Genomic DNA, 15,096 nt, shown 5'->3' with positions numbered 1-15,096 from the left:
AACTGAATATTATGGACGATTGCAATATTGGTATCAGCGGTAATTTCAGAAAGATTTGCGGTTACAAACCTAAACAGGGGATTAAGCGCAAATGGTACGGAAACCAAGAGGATATTGATAAAGAAGCTACTGTATTAGCTAACCGTGGTAATAAGATCACCACTTTAGTTTTGAAAGAAAACGCAAAGCTATATCCTGTACTTGGTAACGATAAAACTCATCAGCTTCAATCTTCCGGTGTGGTTGGTGATTACGGTAACGGATTTACTCACACAGATACGGTTAACATCTTATATCGTGGAGATCAAGAACGTGAACGCGTTCAGGAGATCGTTGACGGTGCTCGAATCTTTTCTATTTCTGAAAAAGTGGATGGAGGACAAAATGGAGAATTAGCATTTGAATTTGCTGGTTATGAATCAGGAATGCTAATGAGTTCTTTTGAGTATGACACCAACGCAAATTCAGGTGTGGCTACTCTTGCAGTGGCAACCAAAGAAGGTGAAGAAGAAGGTACTGCTCCGAAAATCTTCCAAGATACAGATTATGCGACTACGTTAGCTTTTATCGAAGCTGCTGAGTACACAGAACCTGCAGAGACAACACCTTAATGGAGCTAAAGGATAAAATATCAATTATCCAGGAATATAGTTCCAAGGAGATTATTAACGGGGCAAGCCATAACGGTAAGCCCCTTTTGAAGTATGTACTGGAAGCATTTGAAGAGTACTTTGGTTACGCTTGTAAGCATTGCTCTAGTGAGCTTCCTGGTTATATTAAAAAATTACAGTCAATCAATACAAATAAACCGATTATGAGTACAAAGGACAGAAAATACCGAATGAAAAGTGGATCAACAATTCACAAAAAAGGTACTAACAAGTACTATTCAGATTTAAACATCACTGATGAAATTGCTGAGGAACTTCTCAAGCAAAATCTTAATCGTGCAGCGCTTTTTGCTAAGATGCCGGAAGGAGCAATCAAACGCTTAAAAAAAGAACGTGCTGAAGAGGAAGCTGCAGCTGCGGAAGCTCAAGCCAAAGCAGAGCAGGAAGAAGCAGATCGTAAAGCTAAGGAAGAAGCTGCTCAAAAAGAAGCAGAGGAAGCAGCAAGAAAAGAAGCTGAAGCTGCTCAGAAGGATAAGGAAGAGCAAGAAGCTGCGGAAGCTCAAGCCAAAGCAGAATTTGAAAAGGCCTATGAAGCTGGTGATCTAACGGCTGAGCAAATTGATCCTTTGAATATGGACGAAATCAAGAGTTATGCAAAAAAGCATAATTACAAATTTGGTTCAAGATCATCAAAAGATGATTTAGTGAAGGAAGTAGCAGCAAAAGAAGTAATTACTGAAAAAGAGTAATCTTTCATGGAAAGTAAATTAATATCAGTAGATAGCCGGAAGAAAAAACCGGTATATAACAAACAGTTAGGGGTTATCTTCAATGGCGAAGATAACCTTTACCCTGTTTTGGTCGAGAACTTAATTAAATCAAGTCCTACGACTGGCCAATGTGTAGAAATTTATGAATCCTTTATTGGAGGTTCAGGTTTTGAGGCTGAAATGGTTGAAGAACCTACTGATAATTTACTTGAAACTTTCACACCGGAGGATCTTCTTTTTGAAATTACACCTGAATTAAGTAAACATCAAGAGGTTTGGATTCAAATAGGCTACAATGCAGCCTATCAAAAAACAGAATTTGAAGTAATTCCGGATGAATTCTGCAGATTAGGAGAAGAGGACAGCGAAAAATACATTGGAAAAATTATTGTCAATCCTGATGGATGGGATCGAAGAGCTGATAAAAAGAAAATACAAATATTCGACACTTACAATCCACGCCCTGAAGTTATTCAGGAACAAGTTGAGCGTGATGGAGGTTGGCACAATTACAAAGGTCAAATATTACACTTCAAATTAAACAATTTAAAAGGTCATTATGCTGAAAGCTTAGTTGAGAAATGCTATATGTTTTCAGATACTGAAGCTTCAATGGGCTTGCACTTCAATAGAACGGTAAGAAAGGGCTTCAAGGATGCTTGGATAATCAGGCACAAAAAGTTTGACAGCCCACAAAAACAAAAACAATTTGAAGGTAATGTAAGGACCGTTTACGGAAATGAGAATACCGGTTCAGTTTTGACTGTAGAGGACGAGTTCAACAGTGAAGCCGGTGAAGAATCAAAATTCAAATTTGATTTTTTGGAGGACAAAACCAAAGCTGGAAAGTATGAACATTTTGAAACTAGCTCAGCTAATTTCATTAGAAAATCTTTTTTCAATATTCCTCCACAAATTATTGATTTTGTTCAGGGGAAGCTGGGAAACTCTTCAGGTGATGATCTAAGAGCAGCGGAAAGCTTGTACAACAAATCAACATCAAAGCATAGAAAAAGAATTGAGCGATTGTTCTCTGAATTATATCGCAACTATCATATAAATATTAATCCTTCAGGAGATTGGACTATTGGTCTTTATAAGCTTATGGAGGATGGAACAATTCAAGAAAACGATGAAACAACCCCTATTGATAACGAAGAGTAAAGCAGCTGAATATGTTCAGGTGGCGATCGGTTGTTCAGAAAAAGAATTTAACCGGTTTATTCGTGAAGCTCAAGAGTTTGACCTCAAAACATTGGTTTGTGAAGAATTCTACTATGAATTATTAAATAAATCAACTGAAGAGCCATACACCGATATTTTACCGGGTAAAGAATATACTTACAGAGAAGGAACTTACTATCACGAAGGTTTGGAATCGGTTCTTTCATACTTCGCTTATGCGCGTTACATCTTAAAGGGAAACGTTGTTAGCACTTCACACGGTTTTGTAACCAAGAAAACGCCTAATTCAGAACCAATAAGCCAAACCGAAAAGAAAGATCTGTATTACACACATCGTCAAGATGCTAATAAGCTTTTTGAGAATGTGGCCAAGTACATGGATCGCAAAGAAATTAATTATAAGGATTGTCAAGATTGCGGAACCTCTTCAGTTGGTAATGATATTGAAACTCGAGCAATGAAATGGTAATAAATATTCAACATAATTCAGGTGAAAAAACGTTCAGATTGAATGGAAAAACCTATGTGAGAAATTTTCACGCTTACGTTTCTGGTGACAAAGTTAGAATAGTTAACGCCTATGATACGAAAGATGAATTACTAGCCTATACAAGCTATACTCAGTTTTCATACAACGGAAATACTTACAATTCAGCTATAGAATTGATGGCTGCAATAGCCTTGCCGTTATTTAGAAAATTAGGTGATTCTTCAGACGGTAATGGAGGTGTTATCAATAATTCAAACAACATAAAAATAACCAGACGATCAGTTTGGATTAACTGGAATTCACCAGGGCATAGAGATTTAAAGGTGGCTACAAGAATTAGTAGTTCTGCACCTTTCATCGTAAGTGGTAACGAATTGGTGATATACCAGATGTACAAAAATGCCACAATGTACCAGGTAGAAAATTACAACCCTGAAATACATTTATGGATTTTTAAACCGGGGAAGGGGACTTATGGCTATGGCGCTACACCTGTAGCTGTTAATGATCTATTGTACATAGGCTACACAAGAAAAAACTTTCAAAATATAGAGTATAATCTTGGTGAAATAGGAAATGTGCCTATTTCATTATACATAAATGAAGGGACTGATAAATACACAACAAATCAAGATGTGTATAACATTTTTAAGTGCAAAAGATTAGGAGAGACCTTTACATATGTGTTTATAGGTACCGACAAGTATTTGATAGGAAATATTGAAAATGGTTTACAAACAGACGAGGTATTCGAAGAAGAATTTAATTTGCTTACTGGAGAAACTATATTTCCTCCACAACCCACAGATAATGTCACTTATCAAGATTACAACTCGTCACTCTACGACAGGCACGATTTCATTCTAACAGATGTAATCGCTAATGCAAGCAATCAATTTTCTGGCGCTAATTTCTATCTTATAGAAGCTGACCAAGAATCAACACCTTATCATTTTGCAGTGAAAAATAGCTTAGCCGGTAGGTTTACTGATTTTGCAATTCAAATTATAAATGCAAGTGGTCAGCGCCAAGATTTAAAAGCTTTTGATTTTGAATATAATGGCTATAAAATATGGAAACTTCCAAATATAACTAACTATTCTGACCTTCAAAATAACCCTTTTCAGGTTTGGTTCTATAACGATTCATCAATTCGCTACGACATAGAGCAAGATCTCACGCATTCACAACAACAACAAGCACAAGAAAATATCGGGTTAATTTCCGATGAAATACCCGACTGGACGAGCGAAGCAGAAAACGAAATTAATTTTTAAATATGAATTTTTCAGAAAAAATAATTCAAAATATAAGCTCTTTCAAAGCTTTCATTGTAGCGAAATTAAACCTGCTAAAAAGCTACATAGATGCCAATGAAGTTAAAATAGCTGATCTGGAAGGGATGGTTTTGTATGCTGACATGGCAAATCAAAAAATATTAATTAGAAATGCTTCAGGTGTTTTGATTAGTGAAGTCGGTGTAGGATGGCTGAACAATGAGGGAACTACTTTCACTTATAATGAAAGTACTGAAAAGCTAGAATTGAGAAATGATGCGGATGAATTGTTGAGTGAAATACCCGTTAGTTCATTCGTTTCAAATCTTGCAAAATCTATATCGCTCTCAGGAAGCAATCTTCATTTGAGAGATACAGAAAATAATATTCTAAGTTCGGTTACTTTTCAAATTACCAACATACAAGGATTGCAAGCAGCACTTGACCTAAAAGCGAATGATTCGGAAGTAATCCACAAAACAGGTGATGCAGACCAATTAATAACTGGTAATGACACTGAAAAATCCATAGGTGATTTTGTCCTTAAAAATGAAAGACCTTTGTATTATCGTGGAAAAATTGAGGAAGGTGACGATTTGAATAACCTTGAATTTGGTTTCTATTTAATCGATAACTCTCAAAATCTAAATAACATCACAAATTTTCCTACACAATATTACCAATTTGCAGGAAATATGGTTGTTGAAGTTTGGAATACAGGTGCTTATATAACTCAAAAAATACATAAATATCAAGGTTTTTCAGTTATAAGAACATCTAAAGCAGATGGAGATTTTGAAAATTGGAAAAAGTTTTATACGGATGCAGATTTCTCTCAATCAGATATAGACCAATGGAATGAAGTTTATAGTTGGGGGGATCACACAGCTAAATATATTGCACTTGATTCAAGTTTAGCTGGTTTTGCTCCAAATGTAGGTGCAATCGATTTTAATTCTATAACAAAATCTCAACTTGTTTACTCTGCTAATGGCGCTAATATGCCATCAGCTTTTCAAGGTTTAGTCTTAAGTTTAGGTCGTTCATCTAGTTACAGCGGACAATTATGGCTGCATAATAATGGTACTGATTATTACTTAAGAAATCAAAACAATGGTGTTTGGGGAACACATCGCCGTTTATGGACTTCAGGAGATTTCACGCAAACCGAAATAGACCAATGGAACCAAGCCCTGTTAGATGTAGAAACTCTATCTAACAATTTGGGTAATTTTTCCCTCCAAAAAGTTACAGATAATGGAAGCCTTACCGACAATCCTCTAATTGTCAAAGTTGGTAATGAGAAAGTAACATACAGCCAAGATCGTATAACTTATGGTGATGAAGATTCTAGAGCAGAAGTGAAATTCTCAAATGGGAAAATTCAATTTATAACCGATGGTACTATATTACCTAAGCTTACAATTTTAGGCGGAGATAGTCTTAGTGACCCTAATCTTTTAGTGGCGGTTTACAAAGGCCGGGTTTCGGGGAGTGATGCTAGGTTGGGTAATGAATTTATCACTTTGAACCAATTAAATGAAAGGATGCGTGTTAGTACAACATGGCAAACTTGCCCACCAATTGAAGAGAATGTACTTAATGGCACATTCGAAATCAAAAGAATAGCTGAGCGTTTAATTTTCCGTGCAAACTTTTTAGCCAATGCAAACGGAGAATTTCCAATAGCACAACTACCAGAAGAATTAAGACCTGATGGAATTAGGCGTTGTGTTGCAGCTACAAGTCTTACAGGTACATCTAATTTATTCATTCAATCTGATGGTCTAGTCATAGCATATTTGAAAGAGGGGCTTGATTATGACTTGACGGTAGAATTTATTCAAAAAATAGAAGATTAATGAAAACAATTATAGACAATTGGGAATGGTTTATTGGTGTTTTGGCGCCAGTTATTACTTTTTTCACGGGCTACAAATTCAGAAAAGCAGATCTTCAAAAATCGGAAGCTGATGCATTAAGCAATGTCCAAGCTGTTTATGATACGCTTACCAAGCAAATCAAAGAAGATGTAGACCATCTTAGAAATGATTTGAAAGAAGTGAAGATTGAAAACAGGGATCAGCGAAAGTCTTTGATGTTACTCCAAGAAGATAATAGAAAGCTTCACCGTGAGATTTCTAAGTTAATGAGCGAAAACAGTCAGCTGAAAGAAAGACTAGCCAAGCTTAGTGTCGAAAATGAGAAATTACGAGAACGCTTAAAAAATCAATAAGATGAAACTACACATTAACCGTTACAGCCACGAAGAAAAGCAAACCATCGGAAAACTGTTTGTTTTGAACGATAACAATGAAGTAAAAGCAGAATTAGATTGCTTGGAATTGCCTTGGAAAAACAATCAGCGAAATATCAGCTGTATTCCTGAAGGAAACTATCAAGTGAAGAAACGAACCAGTCCAAAATTTGGAGAACATTTTCACATACTTAACGTTCCCGGAAGATCTTACATTCTAATTCACAAGGGGAATTACTACACCGATATACGCGGATGCATTTTACCTGGTTTGAATTTGAGTGATGTCAATCGTGATGGTGTGATCGATGTAACAAATTCTACTCAAGCAATGGCGCAGCTATTGAAAATGATGGGTAGCGAATTTCAATTAAAAATCACTTCAAAATGAAAATAGATAAAACCTCAGTTTTCGCACTTGTTTTGGTTTTCGGATTAATAGCTTCTGTAGCTTACAACTATCAGCAATCAATCGAAAATAAAGCATTGAAGAACAGCAAATCGATAATCGATGAGCAGCTTGAAGAAAAGAAAGAAACCAACTTCATTAATATCGACAGCCTTGATGAAGTGAAAGAAAAGATCATCGACAGCATCGAAATTTTGAGAGCTGAAAAATTAACTATCCAAAAGCAAATGTCAAACCTTGACAAAAAACAAACTCAAGATGAAAAAGTTATTCGCAATATGCGTGATGCTGATAGCATTCAACAGCTATTCTCAAGACACTATCCAGATCACGATTGAGCAGGCCAAAGATGCAATTGTAGCCAAGCAGCAAAACCTCACGCTCAATAAAAAGTTGATGATATTAGAAAATGGTTATGCAAACCTTGAAGATCATCTGCGATTAATGCAAGAAGCACTCGACACCGAGCAAATGAAATTTAATTTGCTCCAAGAAAACTACACTATTCTCGAAACTCAATACGAAGCTGAAAAAACGATTAAGAAACCTTCTTCTTGGTGGGAGTTTGTTTTAATCGGTTTGGGGGCTTTTGGTTTTGGATTTATGATTGGGAGTTTATAAATTAGTATCTCAAAATATATTTATGTCAGATTCTTGGATTGGTTTAATTGGTGCTTTAATAGGAACTTTTTTAGGTTTTTTTTTAAATAAGTTAGATGAGCTTTTAAAAAAAGGAAAATTAAATTTTAAAACTGAAGACGTTAAGATAAAAACTTTAGTTAGTAATGGTTCTGGTGGATTTAGATCTCCAAATATAGAGGAAGGAGATGTTGGTAAAATAGTTTCTGCTTATTGTTTCTTTTTTATTGAATTTTTAAATGATTCACAGTTTGAAAAAAAACTAATAAGAAATTTTAATGTAATAAATAATTTTCAAGGTGAATTTTCGGGATGTTATATCGATGAAAATAGGGTTGAAAGTATAATTTTAGAGCCTTTATCTGTAATAAGAGTCAAGGTAAAAGTAAACGTGAAAGAATATATGAATTTTGGTTTTGAGAACAATTATCTAAAGTTAGAATTTGAAAATCAAAAATTTAAAAAAACCTCTATTAAAAAGTATCTAAAAACTCAGGATTTCAATACTCCAACCGAACGTTGGTAATTCTTCGTGATGTAAAACCAGTAATTGAGTATAATCTTTTTTACCGTAATGTTCGCTGTAAGAATACGATAAAAAGCCGCGACTAATTTTCCACTCAATTTTAAAATTAGCTAAGCGTTTAGGAAAATCAACCTCCATCAATTTACAAGCAGCTTCAAGTCTGCCTTTTCCTATTTTAATAAGGCATTGCTCTATAGCTTTCTCATTAGTATTTACGAAGGTGGGTTTTTTCATTTTTCAAAAATAATCTAAAATAATTTTATTATTTGTTTGCTAATAGCAAACTTTAATGTATATTTGTATAGAACAAATAAGCAAGGGTTCTTTGACATAACGAAAATCAAAACAAGATACAAAAATGGAAAAATTAATTGATAGAGTTTGGGAATACTCACTAAACAATCCTGAAGGTTTTACTTTAAACCTTGAGACAATGAGAGCTGTTAAATTTGGAATTATAGTAGCATACTATGAAACTCAAGACAGCTTCGGCAAAGAAGCCCTAGAGAATGTAATTAACCACGCAATGAAACATAACAAAATGATAGGAGGGTGGTTAAATAATGAAAATGACTTTTATTATTTTGATAGTGTAAATGTCTTTAAAAATTCAGAGTTAAAGAAAGCAATTGAATTTGCGAAGCAAAACAAACAGTTAGCAATTTTTGACTTAACTAATTTAAAAGAAATAAAAATTAGATAGGGGAGATAATCTCCCCGCCCTTGCTTTTTAATTTGAAAATTCACAGAAGAAATGAAAACTTTAAATATTAGTACTGATCAAAAAAATAGTATTGATCAATATAAAAGAGCTGGTATATATATAGAGCCAGTTTTTGAAGGCTTAGAACAAATGAGAGGTATCAAAATTACTCAGAAAAATCTTTTTAATGGTTATATTCTCAATCAAAAACAACTCTATAATAGAGCTAAAGAAATATTTCCTAATGAGAAAATTCTTCCTGTCGTTTATTCCTTGAATGTTGACGATATATCAATCGATTGGATTAATTCACGAATGGAGGAGTTCGGTATAAAAAGAAATGATTTAATTAAGCAACTAGCACTTGACAAATCTTCATTAAGTTTATATCTATCAGGTAAGCGTAAAATGGATAAAAGTCAAAAAGCAGCTTTTTATTTTTATTTTTTAACCTATGAATTAAATCGTGATTTTAGAGAATATATCAACACCAGCGATGAGGTTTAAATTGCTTTACTTTCCCCTAATCTTTCCCTGAAAATTTAATACTGTAGTGTTTATGAGGGGTGAGAGGTTATAAATGTGCCCAGAATGGGAGTCGAACCCACACGCCCTAATGGACACATGGCCCTCAACCATGCCTGTCTACCAATTCCAGCACCTGGGCTCAATAAATAGGATATCTTATAAAGATATAAGAAGTGATCTGGCTGGGGCTCGAACCCAGGACCCTCTCCTTAAAAGGGAGATGCTCTACCAACTGAGCTACCAGATCATTAAATAAAGAACTATAATTTTAAACCAAAATTATTAAAAATAAGTGATCTGGCTGGGGCTCGAACCCAGGACCCTCTCCTTAAAAGGGAGATGCTCTACCAACTGAGCTACCAGATCTTAGTTACATTCTTTTTTCGAATGCGGGTGCAAATATAGAGGGTTTTATCAATATAGCAAACTAAAAAGAAGATAAATTTGTATTTTTTTTAAAAAATCTCATATTTGAATAAAATTAGAATAATGAAAATAGCATTGTGTGGATATATGGCTAGCGGAAAAAGTACTGTAGGTCAGTTAGTAGCGGAAAAATTAAATCTTGAATTTATCGAAATTGACCTTGAAATTCAAAAAAAAGAAAATTTGTCTATTGCTGAGATTTTTTCTCAAAAAGGAGAAATCTATTTTAGAAAACAAGAAAATTTAGCATTAAAAAGAATTTTAAAAAATTCTAAAAATGCGGTAATTTCTCTTGGTGGAGGGACTCCTTGTTATGCGAATAATATTGAACTCTTAAAAGCAGATCAAGATCTAGATTTAGTTTATCTTAAATTAACAGCAGAAAATATTAAAAATAGACTATGGTTAGAAGAGAAAAACAAAAGACCTTTACTCTCTCATCTAAGTGAAGAGAAATTAGAAGAATACATAAGAAAGCATCTATTTGAAAGACAATTTTATTATTTGCAAAGTGACTTTAAAATAGATGCTAACTTTAAATCTGTAGAACAATTAAGTGATGAAATTATTTATTTATTCAAATAATGTTGCTTTGCTGTTTTGACCAAAACTCACTTTAATTGTTTCATTTAATGAGGTAGATAAGGATATACCTTTTACATCTGCTTTAACAGGAAACTTTTTGTGACTTCTATCTACCAGTACTGCTGTTTGAAATTTCTTTAGCGTAACTTCTAAAAAATGTCTTACGCCATAAATTAAAGTAGAACCAGAGTTTAATACATCATCTACTAAAATGATAGACTTGTTTTCGTACTCGGTTACTTGTAAAGAGGTGCTTACTCCGTTTAATGGATTTTTTTTATCTAACTTCACTTCACAAAGCTTAATTTCTAAATCAGAGATGCTTGTTAATTGTTGGTGAAGTTTTTTGGCTAAAGTATAACCATTTTCAGCAATACCAGCTAAAATAATCTCTGTTTCGTTTACATTGCTTTCATAGATTTGAAAAGCCATGCGTTTTATTTTGTGCTCTATCTCTTGGTGATTTAAAATTAAAGTAGGTTTAGCTTTCGTCATTTTTTTTAATTTCATTGTTAGTTTCCGGTTCATTGTCTATATCAAACCAGTCATCAATTTCTCTTCGGTCTTTTTTGGTAGGTCTACCCGTTCCCTTTTTTCTATAATAATCTTGCGAATATTTGAGTAAATCTAGTTTTTCTATGTTCTCTTTTGGCGTAATATCTGTTAAATAAATACTTACCAATTTAGCTCCAACTCTAGAAGGTGGTAAATCTAAAACCTGTATAATATAGTTAATTTGGTTCTTTCTTACTTCAATTTTGTCTGTAGGGTAAACTTCCCTAGAAGGTTTTACAATAGCTCCATTCACTCTTACGTGACCTTTTTTGCAAGCATTTGTAGCAATACTTCTAGTTTTAAAATAACGTACACACCATAAATATTTATCAACTCGCATAGAAAACACTTTTTATTCGTTATACAAAAATATAAGAAAATTGTATCTTGCGGGCTAAATTTGAAGCAATGATGAAATACTGGAAAATTTTAGCAATTACTACATTAATAATAATGGGTGGTTGTAAATCAGATGATGATGGGGGTAATGGTCCTGTAACTGTAGAATTAAGAGATGAGCAAGAAGTATATTTAGAAAATATGGATGCGATAGAAACTTATCTGTCTACTCACTTTTATAAAGTTGAAGAAACTACGACAACACCTGTTTTTAAACAAATAATCTTTGATACCATTTCCGGTGATAACGCGAATGAAACACCAATTTTAGAGTCTGATTTTTTAGAACAGAAAACGGTAGAAAATGGAGAAGTAAGCTATACACTATATTATTTAAAACTTCGAGAAGGTTTTGAAGGTGAATATAAACCAACCTTTGCAGACAAAGCTATTGTAACTTATAAAGGAACTTATATTGATAGTTTAACCGTAAGGCCATTTGACGAAAGTAATGTACCAGTAAGTTTTGATTTTCCAGGAGCTGATGGTAATGGTGTAATCAAGGGCTTTCATAAAGCCTTATCAGAGTTTAGAGGAGCAAGTATTTTTGAAGGAGATGATCAAAATGGCACCTATAATATTTCTGATGATTATGGTTATGGAGCGGTATTTATACCTTCAGGTTTAGGGTATTTTTATGAGGTACCTTCAGGATCAGGTATTAAATCTTATGCGCCATTAATTTTTACATTTCAAATGTATAAAGCTATTCAAATGGATCATGATGGAGATGGAATTCCTTCTTACTTAGAAGATACTTCTGGTAATGAAATACTCTTTGAACAAGCTGAAGATTTAGATGGTGATGGAGTACCAAATTATTTAGATCCTGATGATGATGGTGACGGCGTCCCTACGGCTGATGAGATTGAAGTTAACGATGCAAATGAAGATGGTGTAATTACTGAGGATGAAATTAATTTTATCGATACAGATAATGATGGTACTCCAGATTATTTAGACCCAAATATTCCTAACGCACAATAAAAATTTTTAATATATAAAAAAGGGCTTATTGATTTTTAACAAGCCCTTTTTTTATGAAACAAAATAAAAGTTATTCTACACTTTCTCCGTGTTGAGAAAGATCTAAACCTTCTACTTCTTTTTCTTCAAGAACACGTATAGGGGTAATTAAATCTGTTATTTTATATAACAAAAGGCTACCAAAAAAGGTGAAAATACCAACTCCTATTAATGCTATTATATGATGTAAAAATGTAGTAGTTTCTCCATAAACTAATCCCACATCTTTGGCGAAAACTGCTGTTAAGATCATACCCGAGACACCTCCAATTCCATGACATGGAAAAACATCTAAGGTATCATCTAAACTAGATTTATTTTTAATTTGTACCGCAAACCAGCTAATTATAGCTGAAATAAATCCTATAAAAATACTTTGCCCTATAGTTACAAAACCTGCAGCAGGGGTAATGGCAACTAAACCTACTACAGCACCTATACACGCCCCAGTAGCCGACATTTTTTTCTTATTGAACATATCAAAAAAGATCCAAGAAATCATGGCAGCCGCAGATGCAAAATTGGTATTTGCAAATGCACTCACGGCATCAAGATTTGCTCCTAAAGCAGAACCCGCATTAAAACCAAACCAGCCAAACCATAAAAGTGCTGTACCTAAAATAATATAAGGAACTTGAGAAGGGTTGTGCACATTTTTCTTTCTTTTTCCTAAATACACCGCGCCAGCTAAGGCAGCAAAACCAGCCGACATATGTACAACGGTTCCTCCTGCAAAATCTAATACATCCCAATTTCTTAATAATCCATCTGGGTGCCAAGTCATATGAGCTAAAGGTGTATAGATAAATAAAACGAAAATCACCATAAATAGAATATAACTTCTAAAGCGAACGCGTTCTGCAAAACTTCCTGTGATTAATGCTGGAGTAATAATGGCAAATTTTAATTGAAATAAAGCGAATAGTAAAAATGGAATGGTTTCAGAAAAATCAGGATTAGGAGCTAGAGAAACTCCATTAAAATTAAAATAGGTTAAAGGGTTTCCAATTACTCCTCCAATACTGTCTCCAAATGCAAGACTAAAACCTACTGTTACCCAAAGAATACTTACAACTCCTAGAGCCACAAAACTTTGTAGCATCGTAGAAATAATATTTTTTTTGCTAACCATTCCGCCATAAAAAAAGGCTAAGCCGGGTGTCATCAATAATACTAATGCTGCAGAAACTAGCATCCAAGCGGTGTCTCCAGTATCAATAGTTGTGGCTTCTTCTACAGAACTGGGGATATTAAATAAATTGATAAACACTAAAATTGTAAGAACAATAAAGTAAATCTTTTTTTTCATGAGCTAAGTTTTAAATTTATTAAGCGTTAAAAAAGTGAAGAAAGCAATATAATAATTAATTATAAGTATTTGAAATGTAGTTATTCAGGATAAATTTGCGATTTATAAATTCTAAATTATAGCTGTTTATATTTAATATAATTCAGCTTATAATTCAGAAAATAATAATTCCATATTTTTTAAAATCAAATTAGATTATTTTTTTAAAAAGAATTTAAATTATGGCTGAGTTCAATCACATTTAACTTTAAAAATAAATCTTAAAGATTTCCGTTTAAGTAGGGTAAATAATTACTTTTGCGGCTATGCCAAAAATTTGGACTTGCTTATTAATGCTATTTGTAACCCTAAAATCTTTTTCACAAGTTGGGGGAAGAAGCACTTACCAGTTTTTAAACCTAGTGGCAAGTCCTCGCCAAGCGGCTTTAGGTGGGAAAAATATCACTATATACGATTACGATCCAACTTCGGCTATTTACAATCCTTCGACCATTAATTATAAAATGGATAATAATCTATCGGTAAATTATGTGAGTTACCTAGGCGATGTGAATTATGGAACCGCTTCTTATGCTTATTTATTAGATAGAAGAACACAGGTGCTTCACGCAGGAGTAACTTATGTGAATTACGGAAATTTTGATGGTTATAATGAATTTGGAGAGTCTACTGGCAATTTTAGTGGAGGAGAAGTAGCACTTTCTTTAGGATATGCTTACAGTATCCCATGGACCAACTTTCATGTAGGTGCTAACCTAAAATTAATTTCTTCTAAGTTAGAACAATATAATTCTCTTGGAGGAGCTTTAGATATTGGAGTTACATATTTATACGAAGATTGGGATTTGGTCATTGCTGGTGTGGTTAGAAATATGGGTACTCAATTTACTCCTTATCATGAAATTTATGAAGATTTACCTTTAGAAGTAGATTTTGGAGTTTCTCAATTAGCAGATGGTGTGCCTATTCGTTGGCACATTACCTTAGAAAATATGCAGCAATGGAAATTAGCATTTAGAAATACTGCTCGTGATGAAACAGATCTCTCTGGAAATGTAATTGAAGATGATCCTGGTTTTTTTAATAATTTACTTCGACATACGGTTTTAGGAGCCGAAATTTTTCCTGAAGGTGGGTTTAATCTTCGTCTTGGTTTTAACTTTAGAAGAAGTGAAGAACTTCGAATTTTAGATCAGCGTTCATTTGCAGGTCTTAGTGGCGGGTTTGCAATAAAATTTAATAAACTTAGATTAAGTTATACTTACGCTCGTTACCACGCAGCTTCAAGCACCAGTTTTTTCGGCTTAAATCTAGATCTCAATTAATTTAGTTGAAGCAATTTTTTCTATTTTCGCATACCTTATACTTAATAAAGTATAGTTTAAAAATTCATCCAAAATA

The 15,096-nt window shown here is 33.7% G+C and carries 20 protein-coding genes and 3 tRNA genes; 16 read left to right on the top strand and 7 right to left on the bottom strand.

Translation table 11 applies throughout. From position 1 onward, the window contains the following. Positions 1 to 11 precede the first annotated feature (11 nt). Genes KW502_RS05600 through KW502_RS05550 form a run of 11 tightly spaced genes read left to right on the top strand, consistent with a single transcriptional unit; the run spans position 12 to position 8,164 of the window. Positions 12 to 611: a hypothetical protein gene (locus tag KW502_RS05600; RefSeq protein ID WP_219039548.1), complete on the top strand. Its 600-nt coding sequence runs from the start codon at positions 12 to 14 to the stop codon at positions 609 to 611. Beyond that, positions 611 to 1,360, top strand: coding sequence for a hypothetical protein (locus KW502_RS05595; RefSeq protein ID WP_219039547.1), 750 nt, complete (start codon positions 611 to 613; stop codon positions 1,358 to 1,360). The genes KW502_RS05600 and KW502_RS05595 overlap by 1 nt, the downstream gene beginning before the upstream one ends. Positions 1,361 to 1,366: 6 nt before the next feature. After that, positions 1,367 to 2,545 carry a hypothetical protein gene (locus KW502_RS05590; protein WP_219039546.1) on the top strand — a complete coding sequence of 393 codons (1,179 nt, stop codon included), beginning with the start codon at positions 1,367 to 1,369 and terminating at the stop codon, positions 2,543 to 2,545. Further along, on the top strand, positions 2,514 to 3,035 hold the full coding sequence (locus KW502_RS05585; RefSeq protein WP_219039545.1) for a DUF6712 family protein: 522 nt from the start codon (positions 2,514 to 2,516) through the stop codon (positions 3,033 to 3,035). The genes KW502_RS05590 and KW502_RS05585 overlap by 32 nt, the downstream gene beginning before the upstream one ends. A 38-nt stretch (positions 3,036 to 3,073) precedes the next feature. Beyond that, positions 3,074 to 4,333: a hypothetical protein gene (locus KW502_RS05580; protein ID WP_219039544.1), complete on the top strand. Its 1,260-nt coding sequence runs from the start codon at positions 3,074 to 3,076 to the stop codon at positions 4,331 to 4,333. Between the two features lie 2 nt (positions 4,334 to 4,335). After that, positions 4,336 to 6,195 (top strand): pyocin knob domain-containing protein, encoded by a 1,860-nt coding sequence (locus KW502_RS05575; protein ID WP_219039543.1) that lies wholly within the window; start codon positions 4,336 to 4,338, stop codon positions 6,193 to 6,195. Further along, on the top strand, positions 6,195 to 6,569 hold the full coding sequence (locus tag KW502_RS05570; RefSeq protein ID WP_219039542.1) for a hypothetical protein: 375 nt from the start codon (positions 6,195 to 6,197) through the stop codon (positions 6,567 to 6,569). Before KW502_RS05575 ends, KW502_RS05570 begins: the two co-directional genes overlap by 1 nt. Before the next feature lies 1 nt (position 6,570). Further along, positions 6,571 to 6,981: a DUF5675 family protein gene (locus KW502_RS05565; RefSeq protein WP_219039541.1), complete on the top strand. Its 411-nt coding sequence runs from the start codon at positions 6,571 to 6,573 to the stop codon at positions 6,979 to 6,981. Next, positions 6,978 to 7,337 (top strand): hypothetical protein, encoded by a 360-nt coding sequence (locus KW502_RS05560; protein WP_219039540.1) that lies wholly within the window; start codon positions 6,978 to 6,980, stop codon positions 7,335 to 7,337. The genes KW502_RS05565 and KW502_RS05560 overlap by 4 nt, the downstream gene beginning before the upstream one ends. After that, positions 7,258 to 7,620, top strand: coding sequence for a hypothetical protein (locus KW502_RS05555; protein ID WP_219039539.1), 363 nt, complete (start codon positions 7,258 to 7,260; stop codon positions 7,618 to 7,620). Before KW502_RS05560 ends, KW502_RS05555 begins: the two co-directional genes overlap by 80 nt. A gap of 22 nt (positions 7,621 to 7,642) precedes the next feature. Beyond that, the gene (locus tag KW502_RS05550; protein WP_219039538.1) at positions 7,643 to 8,164 is read left to right on the top strand and encodes a hypothetical protein; all 522 of its coding nucleotides are present in this window, start codon (positions 7,643 to 7,645) and stop codon (positions 8,162 to 8,164) included. Here the strand turns inward: KW502_RS05550 and KW502_RS05545 are convergent. Beyond that, complete coding sequence (locus KW502_RS05545; protein ID WP_219039537.1) at positions 8,123 to 8,398, bottom strand: hypothetical protein; 276 nt, start codon at positions 8,396 to 8,398, stop codon at positions 8,123 to 8,125. The two genes, KW502_RS05550 and KW502_RS05545, sit on opposite strands and share 42 nt — an antisense overlap. A 124-nt stretch (positions 8,399 to 8,522) precedes the next feature. Here KW502_RS05545 and KW502_RS05540 point away from each other — a divergent pair, with 124 nt between their 5' ends. Continuing rightward, positions 8,523 to 8,867: a hypothetical protein gene (locus KW502_RS05540; RefSeq protein ID WP_219039536.1), complete on the top strand. Its 345-nt coding sequence runs from the start codon at positions 8,523 to 8,525 to the stop codon at positions 8,865 to 8,867. A 51-nt stretch (positions 8,868 to 8,918) separates the two neighbouring features. Further along, positions 8,919 to 9,374, top strand: a complete 456-nt coding sequence (locus KW502_RS05535) for a hypothetical protein (RefSeq protein ID WP_219039535.1) — start codon at positions 8,919 to 8,921, stop codon at positions 9,372 to 9,374. A 76-nt stretch (positions 9,375 to 9,450) separates the two neighbouring features. On the opposite strand, the gene KW502_RS05530 is transcribed toward KW502_RS05535, so the two are convergent. The 3 genes from KW502_RS05530 to KW502_RS05520 form a co-directional block, all read right to left on the bottom strand. Next, positions 9,451 to 9,534, bottom strand: a tRNA-Leu gene (locus KW502_RS05530). Between the two features lie 35 nt (positions 9,535 to 9,569). Beyond that, positions 9,570 to 9,642 (bottom strand) — tRNA-Lys (locus KW502_RS05525). 46 nt (positions 9,643 to 9,688) lie between these two features. Next, positions 9,689 to 9,761, bottom strand: a tRNA-Lys gene (locus tag KW502_RS05520). A 123-nt stretch (positions 9,762 to 9,884) separates the two neighbouring features. Here KW502_RS05520 and KW502_RS05515 point away from each other — a divergent pair. Next, the gene (locus KW502_RS05515; RefSeq protein WP_219039534.1) at positions 9,885 to 10,406 is read left to right on the top strand and encodes a shikimate kinase; all 522 of its coding nucleotides are present in this window, start codon (positions 9,885 to 9,887) and stop codon (positions 10,404 to 10,406) included. On the opposite strand, the gene KW502_RS05510 is transcribed toward KW502_RS05515, so the two are convergent. Next, a complete protein-coding gene (locus tag KW502_RS05510) occupies positions 10,395 to 10,901 on the bottom strand; it encodes a phosphoribosyltransferase family protein (protein ID WP_219039533.1) in 507 nt (168 codons plus the stop codon). The genes KW502_RS05515 and KW502_RS05510 overlap by 12 nt on opposite strands. Further along, positions 10,888 to 11,301 carry an RNA-binding S4 domain-containing protein gene (locus tag KW502_RS05505; protein WP_219039532.1) on the bottom strand — a complete coding sequence of 138 codons (414 nt, stop codon included), beginning with the start codon at positions 11,299 to 11,301 and terminating at the stop codon, positions 10,888 to 10,890. The genes KW502_RS05510 and KW502_RS05505 overlap by 14 nt, the downstream gene beginning before the upstream one ends. Before the next feature lie 71 nt (positions 11,302 to 11,372). On the opposite strand from KW502_RS05505, the gene KW502_RS05500 reads away from it, so the two are divergent. Next, a complete protein-coding gene (locus KW502_RS05500) occupies positions 11,373 to 12,347 on the top strand; it encodes an FKBP-type peptidyl-prolyl cis-trans isomerase (protein ID WP_219039531.1) in 975 nt (324 codons plus the stop codon). Positions 12,348 to 12,417: 70 nt separating this feature from the next. On the opposite strand, the gene KW502_RS05495 is transcribed toward KW502_RS05500, so the two are convergent. Further along, entirely contained in the window at positions 12,418 to 13,695 is a 1,278-nt protein-coding gene (locus KW502_RS05495) for an ammonium transporter (protein ID WP_219039530.1), read from the bottom strand. Positions 13,696 to 14,000: 305 nt separating this feature from the next. Here KW502_RS05495 and porQ point away from each other — a divergent pair, with 305 nt between their 5' ends. Then, the gene (gene porQ, locus KW502_RS05490; RefSeq protein ID WP_219039529.1) at positions 14,001 to 15,020 is read left to right on the top strand and encodes a type IX secretion system protein PorQ; all 1,020 of its coding nucleotides are present in this window, start codon (positions 14,001 to 14,003) and stop codon (positions 15,018 to 15,020) included. The last annotated feature ends 76 nt before the right edge of the window (positions 15,021 to 15,096 follow it).

Source organism: Mesonia aestuariivivens (assembly GCF_019311235.1).
Lineage (GTDB): Bacteria > Bacteroidota > Bacteroidia > Flavobacteriales > Flavobacteriaceae > Mesonia > Mesonia aestuariivivens.
Note: the sequence above shows the minus strand (reverse complement) of the source record. Positions and strands in the feature narration are given on the sequence as shown.